The organism is Rickettsia parkeri, assembly GCF_051427245.1.
GTDB lineage: Bacteria > Pseudomonadota > Alphaproteobacteria > Rickettsiales > Rickettsiaceae > Rickettsia > Rickettsia rickettsii.
Genome location: NZ_CP195774.1, coordinates 228,593 through 242,675, shown reverse-complemented (window position 1 = coordinate 242,675; position 14,083 = coordinate 228,593). Strand labels below are relative to the sequence as shown.

The following is a 14,083-nucleotide window of genomic DNA, read 5'->3' as shown; positions in this document are numbered from 1 at the left end:
GAACCATGAAACAAAGCCAATGCCTCGCAGCATCGAAACCTTGAGTCAACTTTTTATAGGCAATACCTGAATTGACAGTAAAATGAATCTATTATTGATATAATTGAGTAATATTCTTTGATGTTTTTTTACCGCTAAATACTGCATTATTATTTTTATTATCGCTAAGTTCCATATATTTTGTTAGTAGATGTTTGTCTGCTATTAACTTTGCTTCTTTTTCTAAATTGATATTTTGCTCAAGATTTGGGTCTTTAATTAATTCTTTAAAATAATTACTTATGGATTTTAATCCCAATTTTCTCGTTAATTTACTTAAATACTTATAAAATTTATTTTTGATAGTTTGTTTTTTAGGTTCTGAATTTTTATTGAATGTATTATTGGTTTTAACTTCTTATTTTTTATCTTCTAATACTCCTGTATTAATTGATCTTTTGGTGTTTGATTTAGTTTTGAATTATCTGCTCTTACCCCAGCACCGGCATTATATATATACGATAATTTTTTCCGTTTTCTTTAGAATATTTTATAACATTTGTATGTAATCCTGTATTAGTAGGAGCATTAGAATATGATAAATATGCTTCTCCGGTTTTTTGTAGTTTATCATATATTTCATTTGTAGTTTTTTCTAAAAATTTTTTTAACTGTTCTGCTGGTGGTAATTCAGTTGAGCTAGTTAATTTATGTAAAAAGGATTGCTTATAAATCTCATCTAAGCCATCCATAAAATGGTCTAATTTTTTATCTGTATTTTCGTCAGGATTTAAAGCTTTATACGCTTAGCCGTTATAAAATGAACTGAGCCTAAATTATAATCTTTTGTGGATTTATCATAGGTACGGGTATCGTCAAGCATTTCGCAATACTGAGTTGCTTTTGCTTCATACTCATATTTCCGTATGTTATTTAAGGCTTGAGTGATATTTTCATAATGTTCTTTCAGCTTATTTTGGTTATTCTTGTTTAGAGCAGTATTTGTAAGTTGATTATCATAATTTTCTAAGTTACCGAACTTTCTATTATTATTTACATTCTCAACCATATTTTCAACTAACTAGTTAAGCAGGGATCAAAATAATCATGTATTACGAATAAATGTCAATAATTACTCACCTCAATATATCTACTTTATCTAACTGTTCCCATGTAAAATTTGCGTCTTCTCGGCCGCAATGACCGTAAGAAGCCGTTTTTTGATAACATGGAGTGCGAAGCTTAAGATGTTTAATAATTCTTCCTGGACGCATATCAAAATGCTGTGTTATGAGCTTAGTAATTTGTTCTTTGCTTAATGTGCTAGTACCGCAAGTTTCAGCATAAACAGATACGGGAGCAGCTACGCCTATTGCGTAGGATATTTGTATTTCACAGCGATCGGCAAGTCCTGCTCCTACTATATTCTTAGCAATATAGCGTGCCATGTAAGCAGCCGATCTATCTATTTTTGTTGGATCTTTTCCAGAAAAGCAACCGCCGCCGTGTCTTGCCATTCCTCCATAGCTGTCCACGATAATTTCCCTACAGGTTAAACCGCAATCTGCAACGGGACCGCCTATAACAAACCGACCCGTCGGATTAATTAGGTATTTAGTGTCTTTATGAAGTAAATTGCTTGGTAATGCTTGTTTAATAATTTCTTCCATTACTGCTTCAATAAGGTCTTTTTGTTGTATTTCCGGATGATGCTGAGTTGATAAAACTACTGTATCAATGGCAATTGGTTTGTTATTTTCATATCGTAACGTGACTTGAGATTTTGCATCGGGTCTAAGCCAAGACAAGATATTTTGTTTACGTAAATATACTTGCCTTTTCATTAATAAATGAGCGTAGTAAATCGGTGCGGGCATGAAACTATCCGTTTCATTACAGGCATAACCGAAAACCATACCTTGGTCTCCTGCACCTATTTCATCGTCATTTGCATTGTCAACACCCATAGCTATATCGGGTGATTGTTAATGATAGCTGAAATTACGACACAACAGCTACCGTCAAATCCATAATTTGGATTATTATAGTCGATTTCTTGTATCTTGCTACGTACTATTTGCTCAATATCCACATAGGTACTAGGCCGCTCACTAGAACTAGACCGGTTGTTACAAATGTTTCACAGGCAACACGACCGTTAGGGTCTTGTTTTAGAATCTCATCAAGTACCGTATCTGAAATTTGATCGACAATTTTGTCCGGATGCCCTTCAGAAACTGACTCAGACGTAAATATAAAATTTTTCATACATTACGCTCCTTTTAAAATTCTTCAAATGTTATATTAATATATGATTTTTTATATGCTTATTTTGTCAAATATGTATGTTGTATTATATGTTGAAGTTATTTTTCTGGATTCCCGCTTTTGTGGGAATGACAGCAAGTCATGCAATAACGCCGCCTTTAGCTAGGAATGATACACCTTCAATGAATTTCCATCCAGTTATTACCTGCTCTAATTTCGGTTATAATCGGTACAGCCATATTAGTAGAATTTTCCATGATTTTTTTAATAATAGGTGTTATAATTTCTACTTCATCAATCGGTGCTTCAAATAGTAATTCATCATGAATTTGCAGTACTAATCTTGTTTTAAGTTTACGTTTTTCTATTTCTTGATCTAGATTGATCATAGCAATTTTAATTATATCGGCATTAGTTCCTTGAATCGGAGCATTAATAGCCGCACGTTCTGCGAATTGTTTAAGCTTTTTATCATGAATTAGAGGTACAAAACATTTTCTGCCAAAGCAATTTGTGACATAGCCGTTGCTACTTGCAAAAGCTTTTGTTTGCTCCATATATTCTTGCACTCCTTTATATTCAGCAAAATATTTCTTGATATATTCGGATGCTTCGCCGTTAGTAACGTTTAATTGCTTAGCAAGCCCAAAAGCACTTATACCGTAAATGATACCAAAATTTATAGCTTTTGCTTTACGCCTATGTTCGCTAGTTAGTTCGTGTTTTTGTAAGTTAAAGATCTGACAAGCAGTTTGAGTATGGATATCGTCTTTATTGATAAATGCTTGTTTTAGTGCATCTATATTTGCGATATGGCTTAATATTCTAAGCTCAATTTGAGAATAATCGGCAGATATTAATTTATAACCTTCTTCAGCAATAAAAGCTTTTCTGATTTGATTCCCCTCACTAGAGCGAATAGGTACATTTTGTAGATTAGGTTCCTGTGAGCTAAGTCTTCCTGTAGTGGTAGAAGTTTGTAAAAATGTCGTATGTACTCTATGTGTTATATTATCTATCTGTTTCGGCAAACTATCGGTGTAGGTATTCTTTAATTTTGTTAGTTGCCTCCATCTTAATAACAAATCTGCAATATTATATCCATGCTCACTAAGTTTTTCTAGTATTTCCGCTCCCGTTGAGTAAGAGCTTGCTTTAGCTGAAGCTTTACCGAAAGGTAATTGCATTTTTTCGAACAAGATTTCGCCTAATTGTTTTGGCGAACCAATATTAAATTTAGTTCCGCTAAGAGCAAAAATTTCTTCTTCAAGTTTTAGAATTTCTGTTCCAAATTCAGCGGATAATTGTTTTAGGTAATTAGCATCTACTGTAATACCTACTTTCTCCATTTTATCTAAAATAAAACAAATAGGTAAATCAATGTTGCTATAAAGTCTAAAGGTTTTGTTGTCTTTAAGTTCCCATATAGTTTGCTTATAAAGTGCGATAAAGTTTATTACTATTTTTGCTGATTCGATAATTATATTTTCTATCCAAGTTTCTTTCAAAACTTCTTTAAATAAATTTTTCTGTGATAAACCAGCAGATAATGCATACTGCATTAATTCTAAATCTTCTATAGCCGTAATGTCATGAGATTGGTTTGCATAAAATTTAAGTAGAGGTTTAAGAGAGTAAGTAATTTTTTTTATGGATTTATCGGTTAGTAAATTGAAGATTATATCCGAAAACCAGTTGTTATTACTTTTAGTATTATAAGAAAATAGATCATGAGAAGTGTTTGAAATTTTAATAATATAGCTTTGGTTTTGCAGTGATAAAATAAAAGCAAGATTAGCTCCTTTATGCTGTAATAAATATATCCCGAATATTCCTATTTTCGTGGCTTCTTTAGCAAAGTCTGCTAACTCATTAGCATTATTAATTTCTTTTATTTCCGTTACTTTATTATCTGCTATCTCTTTGTGGTCGTTAATTTTAATATCCAATAAATTTTCTACTCTTTTATATAAAGATCTAAAACCGTATTCCTGTAAAAATCCTGTTAATTTATCGCTATTTGGAGGTGACCATTCTAAATTATTTAGCTGAAAATCTAAATCAACATTAGAATTAAGCCCTATTAACTGCCATGAAATTAATGCCGCTTCTCTTGAATTTTGTAAAGTTTCACGTTGTTTTACGCTTGAGACTTGGTCTAAAGAGTTAAATATATTTTCTACAGAACCAAATTGTGTTATAAGACTACTTGCAGTTTTTGGTCCAATAGATGGTACACCCGGAATATTATCCGATCTATCGCCGATTAAAGCCATTACTTCACGTAATTTATCAGAAGTAGTGCCAAATTTTTTAACCACATCATCCTCCGTAATATATTTCCCTTTTAACGGATCATATATCTTGATGTTTTCAGTCATTAGCTGTAATAAATCTTTATCGGAAGAGATAATGACTACATGTGCGCCAAGTGCAGCAGTTTTAGTAGCAAAGGTTGCGATAATGTCATCGGCTTCATAACCGTTCTTCTCTAGAATAGGAAAATTTAAGTTACTTGCAACATCACGAACTAAAGGTAATTGTATAATTAAATCTTCAGGGGGTGGAGGGCGGTTAGCTTTATAGTCGGGATAAATCTGATGGCGAAAATTTTTCCCGCCGCTGTCAAATACTACAGCGACATGTTTAGGCTTAAAGTCGCTCAGTAATTTTAGCAGCATTGAAGTAAAACCGTAAAGAGCACCGACAGGCTCGCCTTTTGGTGAAGTTAAAGGCTGTTGTGCATAATAGGCTCTAAAAACAAATCCGTATCCGTCTATGAGCAATAAGGTATTTTTTTGAGTCATTTTATGATTTTATTTTTAATTAGATCGTCATTGCGAGGAAATTACGTAAGTAATTGACGAAGCAATCTCAGGAGTTTATTATTACTTCATGAGATTACTGTGCAGCCTACGGCTACTCGCAATGACGACTCAATATTCGTGCGGGCAATGATGTAGCAAAACCTCACAACCCCACTAGATTTCTAGCAAAATCATGTTGGTTGAATATTTTTAAGTCCTCTATCTTCTCGCCTATACCGATAAAGTATAAGGGTAAATTAAATTTTTGTACTACTCCGACAATTACGCCCGCTTTAGCACTGCTGTCTAGTTTAGTCACGATAAGCCCCGTCAAATTAGTAGCATCATTAAAATGTTCTACTTGGTTATAGGTATTTTGTCCGGTAATAGCATCAATGACTAAAACGCTATGAGTGGGGGCATTCTCGTCTAGTTTTTTTATAACTTTTACAATCTTAGACAGTTCATCCATCAAATTTTTCTTATTATGAAGCCTACCTGCTGTATCGATAAAAAGTATATCGATATTTTGTTTTATCGATTCTTCCATCCCGCGATAAGCAACACTTGCGGGGTCAGCCGATTCTTCACCGGTAATAAGTAGTGCATTTGCTCTATCTGCCCAAGTACTTAGCTGATTTACGGCAGCTGCTCTAAAAGTATCGCAGGCTGCAACTGCTACTTTTTTCCCTTGTGCCGAGTACATTGCAGCAAGCTTACCTATAGTCGTGGTTTTACCTGCTCCGTTAACACCGCACACTAAAATTACGTTTAATTTATTTTCGCTTAAAGTAAAAGGAATTGCTGATTTTGATAGCTGCTGCTCTATTAATTTAGCAAGGGCTTCTTTTACTGTATCACTATCTATTTCTTTGTCAAATTTTACCTTTTTAAACTCTTCAATAATATTAGTTACTACCAAAACACTCATATCACTTGAGATAAGTAGCTCTTCTAGCTCTTCTAGAGTTCCTGCATCTAATTTTTTCTTGTAAAATATTTTGTCGATACCTTCCGATATTTTATTAGAAGTTTTAGATAAACTTTGTTTTAATTTACTAAATATCGAAATCATATTAGATAGTTTTTTGTTTTATGGGTGTTGGTGTTACGCCTGCGTGAGTATCAAATCGTCATTGCGAGGAAATTACGTAAGTAATTGACGAAGCAATCTCAGGAGTTTGTTGTTATTGCATGAGATTGCCACGCAGCCTATGGCTCGCAATGACGATTAGGTATCTACACAGATAAGCCATCTTGCAATGATGATTAAGGTACTTATCTCTTTTTCTTATTTTTGCTTTTGTTTTTATTTCCGTCAGTGGTTTTATTGAATCTACCTAAATTTTTAACAAATTTTTGTAGTCCGTTAAGTTCCGTTCCATATGTCCTAGTATATTCATGGACTATTTCTATATCTTGTCTATGAGAATCATCTATTACTACTACTTCCTGCATAAAATTATTAGCATCAAACGTAATTTTTACTATCTTCTGCTTTTCAATTTTTGGATTGAGCCAAGCTCTTTGAGACATAACTCTTTCAACATAATACCAGGTATTTTGGGAATATTCCGGTACTATAGTAGGCGTACCTATTAACTCTACGACTTCTGTTTTATTTAGTTTTTTAGACTCTAATTTTACAAGTGCCGAATCATCTATAGATTGCCCTCTATTTTCGATAGTTTTGCAGCTGCTTAAGGAAAAAAAGGCTAATATACTAAAAATGTATGTTATAAAAATTTTCATAAGTTTAATTTTATCTAGATTTTATTACAAGATTATAATATACTGCTTCACTAATTTGACAAATACTTTTTAATTTATATTTAGAGAGGCTAATAATGGCAGTTCCAAAGAAAAAAACATCAAAATCAAGACGTAATATGAGACGTTCGCACTTAGCACTTGGCAAAGTTAACGTAATAGTTGATTCGCAAACCGGTGAATATAAGCTTCCGCATCACGTTTCTTTAGTCGACGGTACTTATAATAATCGTCTAGTAGTAACAAAGAAAATTAAAACTGAAGAAGAAGTAGCCTAAAAGATTTATGACCTGTAAAATTATTGGTTGCGGCGGGTATCTTCCTTCAAAAATAGTTAGTAATGACGAGCTTGCAAAATTCGTAGATACTAACGATGAATGGATTAGAACAAGAACAGGTATTACGCAGCGTCATATAGCAGGTGATACAGAATATACTTCCCATCTTGCTTTAAAATCAGCTGAAAAAGCTATAGCAGATGCAGGGATATCGGTAAATGATATTGATTTAATTATTACATGTACTACTACTCCCGATAATAGCTTCCCTTCGGTTGCCTCTAAGCTTCAAGGTTATCTTGGTTTAACTAATATACCGTCTTTTGATTTACAAGCAGTATGTGCCGGCTTTGTTTATGGTTTACAAGTAGCAAATTCTCTTATCTCATCAGATAAATATAAAACTATTTTGCTTATAGGAGCCGAGAAAATGACGTCGTTATTAGATTGGAATGATAGGACTACTTGCGTTTTATTCGGTGATGGGGCCGGTAGCGTAATATTACAGTGTAGTAGTGATGATTCCGGTTTAATAGATAGTAATATCTTCTCAAGCGGGGCTGATTATGATGAAATATTATACACAAACGGTGGTGTAAGTATGAACGGTATTAGTGGCAAAATAGTTATGCAGGGGCAAAAATTATTTCGTCATGCAATAGAAAAAATGCAACAATCTATAAAAGATTTACTGCATGCTAATCAATTCAGTGTAAGCGATATTGATTATTTTATACCTCATCAAGCAAATATCCGTATTATAAATAAACTCGCTGAACTATTAAATATAGAAGAGCATAAAGTAGTGAAAACCGTAGACAAACATGCTAACTGCTCTGCTGCTTCTATTCCGCTTGCTTTGAGTACTCTCAAAGCATCAGGCAAAATAAAAAAAGGTGATATTCTACTATTTTCAGCTATCGGTGCAGGTCTTACTTGGGGCAGTGCATTCATTAGATGGTGAATATACTCGTTGTATTACATCTTCGGAAACTCTACTACTAGAGGTGATTTGTACGTTGATACTGTACTCGAATCCTCACGTACCTCTATGTACGCTGCGGTTCTGTGTGCCGTGTCTCCTTCAAATTCCTCTCTATAAGCGAGTTTCTGAAGATGTCTATTTGAAAAATTGGCAACACTACTTATTTGCTTATAATTCTCACATATTATATATACGCTGCGGTTATAAGCTTCAAAATCGATTCCTCTTTTCCCCATTAAACTGCATCTATCTATTTATCCAAAGTATATACTTGTATTAAATGATATTTTTACCACATTTATACATGAGTAATTGCATTTTATAATATTTTAGCCTTTAAACTAATAAAATAATGATATATACTAACTCACATAGCTTTTGGTTAGTTTAGTTTTATGACTAGCTAAAATGAATTCAATATTAATAAATTATAATCTCAAGGAGTTTAATTATGAAAACAAAAATTACATTAGTTTTTCTTGCATTATGTGTGCTTGCAGGGTGTAATACAACAAAAAGAGCACCGCAATTTGACGGTAATATGAACCAAAGTGAAGAAACTTCATTAATGAAAGATTTCGAGAAGCATGCAGGAAATGCAGTATGGTTTGCTTTTGATAGCTCTGCTTTATCACCAAAGGCTAAAGAAGAACTAGAGAGACAAGCTTGCTGGTTATCAAAGCATCCTGAAGTAAAAGTTACTGTTGAAGGACATTGCGATGAAAGAGGTACCAAAGAATATAACTTAGGTTTAGGTGAAAGAAGAGCAGCAGCAGCGAAAAAATTCTTAGTTCATAAAGGAATCGATCATAACAGATTAAATACAATCTCTTATGGTAAAGATAGACCTGCTATGATGGGTAATACTGAAGAAGCTTTTGCCTATAATCGTAGAGCTGTAACAGTTGTACACCACTAAAATTATTTACTAATTATAGTATCCTAAAAGGTCGAGTTTACTACTCGGCTTTTTTTATTTATAACTTGATGTTATTATTGCGAAAGCGTTGATGCGTGGATACCAAACCGTCATTGCAAGTCATAGGATGCGTGGCAATCTCATGAAATAACAACAAACTCCTGAGATTGCTTCGTCAATTACTTTGTAATTCCTCACAATGATGAAAACACTGAACCATATTGCCCTGTTTTTTAGGCGATACCTCAAAAATATAAAAATTTTACTAGACTTAACTGCATAATAATTATATAAATTTCAAATGAAAAGGGGCTGTAGCTCAGTTGGTTAGAGCACGCCGCTCATAACGGTGTAGTCGTAGGTTCAAGTCCTACCAGCCCCACCACACAAATTCTTATTTAAATTCGCATTAGCACTGAATTTATAATGATTAATCTAAAAACACTTTCTTGGTATCTTACTAAATTATATTCTAAGTGTTTCTTTATTATATTATTTCTTTTAATCGGGCTATTAATTATCTCAAATGTTTTTGATCTTTTACAAAAATTCAAAAATATTTATGTTCCTTTTAGTTTTTTTTGGAGACTTATCTTATATAAGATTCCTTATTTACTAGGTCAAGTATCTTCATTAATTAGTTTTACCGCTATGTTATTTTTTTTTAGAAATCTAACAAAAAATAATGAATTAACGGCTATGTTATCTAGCGGTATTCATATTTGGCAAGTGCTTGTTATTCCATGTATTGTAACTTTAATGTTAGGTATAGTTTTTACGACTATATTGAATCCTATCGGTACTATAGGCTTACAAAAATATGAGTTATTAGAAGCAAAACTAACTAAAAAAGCCTTGAGTGAGGGTATAATATCTAAATCAGGCTTATTATTTTTTGAATCTTTAAATGATGAAACTCAAATTATCCAAACACAATTTATTAATGTTGCCGAGAAAAAATTAAATAATATTACAATTTTATTTGTTGATCATAATAATTCTTTTTTAAAGAGAATTGATGCATTATACGGTATTATTGAAAATAAAATGTTACATTTAAATAGAGTTAAGGTTTTCACAAAAGGGGAAACTAAGGCTTACAATAATTTAACTATGCAGACAAATTTATCAATTAATAGTTTAGTAAATAAATTTATTCGTCCTGAAATGGTTTCTATTTGGGCTTTACCTAAATTAATTAATGAATTATTAAATTCAGGTTTACCGGCTATTAATTATCAAATTTATTATTACAAGCAATTATTTAAGCCTATAATGATGATGGCAACCGTAATTTTAGCAAGTTGTTTTATTAGTCTTAAACAGCGTGATAATTCCCAAGAAAAAATACTGCTATTAGGTTTATTTTCAGGTTTTATAGCATATTCGTTATCAGAAATATTATTAAAAATACTTACTTATAATAATTTGTCTTTAATTGCTGCTATTTTATTACCTAGTATGCTAATATTTTTTATTAGTAACTTTATTATGTTACATTATAAAGAAATTTAATATAGACGAAGTTTAATTTGAAAAATTGGCATCGTCGCTTCTCATTGTTGATCCTCACGTAGTATTCTACGCTGCGGTCAAAAATTCCGAGGCTTCTCGCTCTTTTCCAAATTAAACTTCGTCTATATTAAATTTTTATTTACTATGGGATTGTTTATTTTGTTAACAGTTCTATAGAAGTGTTTTTAGAATTTAGAGAGAAAAAATAAAATGATAATGAAATTTTTGGAAGGGTTTTCTTCCGGTATGGCCATAGATCTTGGTACGGCAAATACTATTGTCTATCAAAAAAATTGTGGAATTGTTCTAAGGGAACCTTCTGTTATTGCGTTAATAAAAAAAGACGGTGCTTTTGTGCCTTATGCTTATGGTCATGAAGCAAAAATGATGCTTGGGCGTACTCCTACGGATATTGAAGCAAAAAGACCTTTAAAAGATGGTGTTATTGCCGATTTTAAGGGTGCAGAGGAAATGATAAAGTATTTTATTAGAATGGTACATAATCGTCGCTCTTTTTTTGGGCCGACAATTGTTATTTGTGTGCCTTCCGGTTCTACGCCGGTTGAGCGTCGTGCTATCCAAGAAGCAGCAGAAAGTGCAGGGGGTAGGGATGTCTACTTAATTGAAGAACCTATGGCGGCAGCGATCGGGGCAGGGCTACCCGTAACGGAAGCAACCGGTTCGATGATTGTTGATATTGGAGGAGGCACTACCGAAGTTGCAGTTTTGTCACTAGGGGGCATAGTATATGCAAGGTCGGTAAGAGTCGGCGGTGATAAGATGGATGAAGCTATTATCTCATATATAAGAAGGCACTATAACCTATTGATAGGTGAGGCTACTGCCGAAAAGATAAAGCAAGAAATAGGTACGGCTTATGTAGATGAAAATGTTGAGCCGAGAAAGATGGAAATTAAAGGACGTGATTTAATTTACGGTATTCCTAAAGAAATGATATTGAACGAAAGACAAATTGCTGATAGTCTAATTGAACCGGTAAGTCAAATTGTTGAAGCGGTAAAAGTAGCACTAGAAGCAACACCTCCTGAATTATCTTCAGATATAGTTGATAAGGGAATTGTTTTAACAGGCGGCGGCTCATTATTACGAAATCTTGATTTTGTTCTTAGTGAAGCCACTAAATTGCCAGTAATAGTTGCAGATGATGCCCTCTCTTGTGTGGCACTTGGAACAGGAAAAGTACTTGAAGATTTTACAAAGCTAAAACATGTACTATTTAAACAGGATTAAAAATGGCAATACTTGCAAATAGAGTAAAAAATTCTTCAAATTCATTAGAATTAATAAGAATAATATCAAATACTCTTAAGCGTTTTTTTGTTATATTTGGGCTTGGATTGTCTGTATATTTATTTTTTGCTACACCTAAAAAAATATCTAGTATATCACTTGAAGTAACCGGTAGTATAGTATCAATCGGTTTAGCAGTGTATGAAGATATATTTGAATATATAAATTCAATAACACAAAAATTTGTTTATTTTCAAGATTTAGAACGAAAAAATATAGAACTTAAACTTGAGATAGCAAGATTACAACATTTACAAAGTGAAGTAGAATTGGTAAGAGCCGAAAACATTGCATTAAAAGATTTGTTAACGATTGCTGAGGAAGAAGAATTTGAATATATTACTACTAAATTACTGAGTGTTTCCTTTAATCCCTTTTCTAGAACTGCTTTGATTTCTGCAGGTAAAAAGCAAGGCATTGAACCTGATCAAATCGTTGTTAATTCAGGAAAATTAGTAGGAAAAGTAATAGAAGTGAGTAATAATTATGCGAAAGTAATGTTAATTAGCGATGTTAATTCTAGAATACCTATTAAAGCTAATTCTTCAAGAGAACAAGGTATTTTAGCAGGTAATAATAATAATAGTAAAATTTTATACTTGCCTAACAATCATTTAGTACAGAAAGATGAGGAGATAGTAACCTCTGGACACGGTAATATTTATCCTGCAGGTATTTTAGTGGGCTATGTGTCTAAAGTGACAGAACATGATGTTATGGTAAACGTAGCAGCTGATCTATCTAAAATGGAATTTGTACAAGTATTATTGCCTAAGGAGTAATGTCTGTTTTTTTTACTCTATGTCATTACCGCGTAGGCATTGTTGCATGGATCGGTACAATCCCCTGTTGTGTCACCCCGTGGCTTGACCACGGGGGCCAAACAACAATAAAAAATACTAGCAACAAAGTTTTCCCGTGTAGGTGGGAATTCAGCAAAATAACTTCAATATTGCTACAGAAGTTATATATTTGATAAAATAACCATATAAAAACTTGTTTTTATATGGTTTTACTAGATTTTTGTTTACGCGGGAATGACATTGAGTAGGCTTTTCGATCCATGTAACAAGGCTGGTAATACTCGACTTTGTATATATCTATCCTTTATTTATTCAGAGGTTATTAATATGGCACTTGCTACTAAAGTAAAAGAATTTTTAGAAGAAAAATTAAAACAAGAAAAGATAGATCGTAAATATCTTGCCGAAGTCACTAATATCCCTTATACTACTGTTAGCAGAATTATGAGAGCGGAAGCTAATCGTGAATTCAACCCTGAAATAGATACTATTTTAAAAATAGCAAAATATTTTAATTGTACTATGGATGAGGTAATAAAAAGAAAAGTACAGAATAATTCATAAAGCTTGATACAAGCGAATTTTGCATGACTCGCCTGTACTCACTCACGTAGTTTACCTACTGCTTTCGCAGGCTTGCATTTAAATGCATCTTGTCTAAATCTTTCTGAAATATGCTGTACCTACGAAATAAAACATAAAATATGACAACAAAAAATAAAAGAGTTCTTCAGAAATGCGCTTATAGAGAGGAATTTAAAGGAGACATGGAACGTAGCGCCGCAGCGACGTCTAAATTACCTCTAGAAGTAGAACTTTCGAGGAATTCTAAAGGACTGATTATAATTTTATCTTCCCCTTCAGGTACAGGTAAGTCGAGTTTAGCTAAAGCATTATTGGAAATAGATAATAATTTGCGTTTATCTATTTCGGCAACTACAAGAAAACCACGTTTAGGAGAATTAGAGGGCATAAACTATTACTTTAAGACCGGTCTAGAGTTTGAAGAATTAGTTAAGCAGAATAAATTCCTTGAATATGCTAAAATATACGATAATTATTACGGTACGCCTAAAGAATATGTCGAAATGTTATTAAATCAAGGCTTGGATGTTTTGTTTGATATTGATTGGCAAGGAGCAAGGAGTATTAAGAAAAATGCTACTAATGTTGTTACTATATTTGTATTGCCTCCTAATATTGAAGTATTGGAACAACGCTTAAGAAATAGAGCGACCGATAATGAAGAAGCAATAAAATTACGTATGCAGTTGGCACAAAACGAAATATCACATGCTAATGAGTATGATTATGTAGTTACTAACGATGACTTTGACCGGACGCTTAAAAAAATACATGCGATTATAGTTGCAGCACGAGACAAAGCGTTTTGACTTTGTCGTTTTTTCTTTCTATACTGAGAATTAGACGTTATGTTTCTAATTTTC

General features: G+C 32.8%; 15 protein-coding genes, 1 tRNA gene and 1 pseudogene. 9 read left to right on the top strand and 8 right to left on the bottom strand.

Annotated elements, in window-relative coordinates; genetic code table 11:
• Positions 1–91: 91 nt before the first annotated feature.
• The 7 genes and pseudogenes from ACSFFC_RS01495 to ACSFFC_RS01465 form a co-directional block, all read right to left on the bottom strand.
• Entirely contained in the window at positions 92–298 is a 207-nt protein-coding gene (locus tag ACSFFC_RS01495) for a hypothetical protein (protein WP_014411071.1), read from the bottom strand.
• Positions 299–470: 172 nt separating this feature from the next.
• Entirely contained in the window at positions 471–731 is a 261-nt protein-coding gene (locus ACSFFC_RS01490; RefSeq protein WP_014411070.1) for a hypothetical protein, read from the bottom strand.
• Positions 732–769: 38 nt separating this feature from the next.
• Positions 770–1,048 carry a hypothetical protein gene (locus tag ACSFFC_RS01485; protein WP_014411069.1) on the bottom strand — a complete coding sequence of 93 codons (279 nt, stop codon included), beginning with the start codon at positions 1,046–1,048 and terminating at the stop codon, positions 770–772.
• Between the two features lie 67 nt (positions 1,049–1,115).
• Positions 1,116–2,247: pseudogene (gene metK / locus ACSFFC_RS01480) on the bottom strand (methionine adenosyltransferase).
• A gap of 179 nt (positions 2,248–2,426) precedes the next feature.
• The gene (polA, locus tag ACSFFC_RS01475; protein WP_014411068.1) at positions 2,427–5,054 is read right to left on the bottom strand and encodes a DNA polymerase I; all 2,628 of its coding nucleotides are present in this window, start codon (positions 5,052–5,054) and stop codon (positions 2,427–2,429) included.
• A gap of 163 nt (positions 5,055–5,217) precedes the next feature.
• Positions 5,218–6,129 (bottom strand): signal recognition particle-docking protein FtsY, encoded by a 912-nt coding sequence (ftsY, locus tag ACSFFC_RS01470; protein WP_014411067.1) that lies wholly within the window; start codon positions 6,127–6,129, stop codon positions 5,218–5,220.
• Positions 6,130–6,332: 203 nt separating this feature from the next.
• Positions 6,333–6,806 (bottom strand): outer membrane protein assembly factor BamE, encoded by a 474-nt coding sequence (locus ACSFFC_RS01465; RefSeq protein WP_014411066.1) that lies wholly within the window; start codon positions 6,804–6,806, stop codon positions 6,333–6,335.
• A gap of 95 nt (positions 6,807–6,901) precedes the next feature.
• Between ACSFFC_RS01465 and rpmF the strand changes: the two genes are divergently transcribed.
• Both rpmF and ACSFFC_RS01455 read left to right on the top strand, forming a co-directional pair.
• Positions 6,902–7,102: a 50S ribosomal protein L32 gene (rpmF, locus tag ACSFFC_RS01460; RefSeq protein WP_004997395.1), complete on the top strand. Its 201-nt coding sequence runs from the start codon at positions 6,902–6,904 to the stop codon at positions 7,100–7,102.
• A gap of 7 nt (positions 7,103–7,109) precedes the next feature.
• A complete protein-coding gene (locus ACSFFC_RS01455; RefSeq protein WP_014411065.1) occupies positions 7,110–8,066 on the top strand; it encodes a beta-ketoacyl-ACP synthase III in 957 nt (318 codons plus the stop codon).
• Between the two features lie 14 nt (positions 8,067–8,080).
• On the opposite strand, the gene ACSFFC_RS01450 is transcribed toward ACSFFC_RS01455, so the two are convergent.
• Positions 8,081–8,323, bottom strand: a complete 243-nt coding sequence (locus ACSFFC_RS01450; protein ID WP_014411064.1) for a palindromic element RPE1 domain-containing protein — start codon at positions 8,321–8,323, stop codon at positions 8,081–8,083.
• A gap of 215 nt (positions 8,324–8,538) precedes the next feature.
• On the opposite strand from ACSFFC_RS01450, the gene pal reads away from it, so the two are divergent.
• The 7 genes from pal to gmk all read left to right on the top strand — a co-directional run bounded on the left by pal (position 8,539) and on the right by gmk (position 14,029).
• Positions 8,539–9,006, top strand: a complete 468-nt coding sequence (gene pal, locus ACSFFC_RS01445) for a peptidoglycan-associated lipoprotein Pal (protein WP_014411063.1) — start codon at positions 8,539–8,541, stop codon at positions 9,004–9,006.
• Between the two features lie 308 nt (positions 9,007–9,314).
• A tRNA-Ile gene (locus tag ACSFFC_RS01440) sits at positions 9,315–9,391 on the top strand.
• A gap of 41 nt (positions 9,392–9,432) precedes the next feature.
• A complete protein-coding gene (locus ACSFFC_RS01435) occupies positions 9,433–10,521 on the top strand; it encodes an LptF/LptG family permease (protein ID WP_014411062.1) in 1,089 nt (362 codons plus the stop codon).
• Positions 10,522–10,731: 210 nt separating this feature from the next.
• Positions 10,732–11,772 carry a rod shape-determining protein gene (locus tag ACSFFC_RS01430; protein WP_004997403.1) on the top strand — a complete coding sequence of 347 codons (1,041 nt, stop codon included), beginning with the start codon at positions 10,732–10,734 and terminating at the stop codon, positions 11,770–11,772.
• Positions 11,773–11,774: 2 nt separating this feature from the next.
• Positions 11,775–12,614 carry a rod shape-determining protein MreC gene (gene mreC, locus ACSFFC_RS01425; protein WP_014411061.1) on the top strand — a complete coding sequence of 280 codons (840 nt, stop codon included), beginning with the start codon at positions 11,775–11,777 and terminating at the stop codon, positions 12,612–12,614.
• A gap of 255 nt (positions 12,615–12,869) precedes the next feature.
• Positions 12,870–13,199 (top strand): helix-turn-helix transcriptional regulator, encoded by a 330-nt coding sequence (locus ACSFFC_RS01420; protein WP_012720019.1) that lies wholly within the window; start codon positions 12,870–12,872, stop codon positions 13,197–13,199.
• Positions 13,200–13,339: 140 nt separating this feature from the next.
• Positions 13,340–14,029, top strand: a complete 690-nt coding sequence (gene gmk, locus ACSFFC_RS01415; protein ID WP_014411060.1) for a guanylate kinase — start codon at positions 13,340–13,342, stop codon at positions 14,027–14,029.
• Positions 14,030–14,083 lie beyond the last annotated feature (54 nt).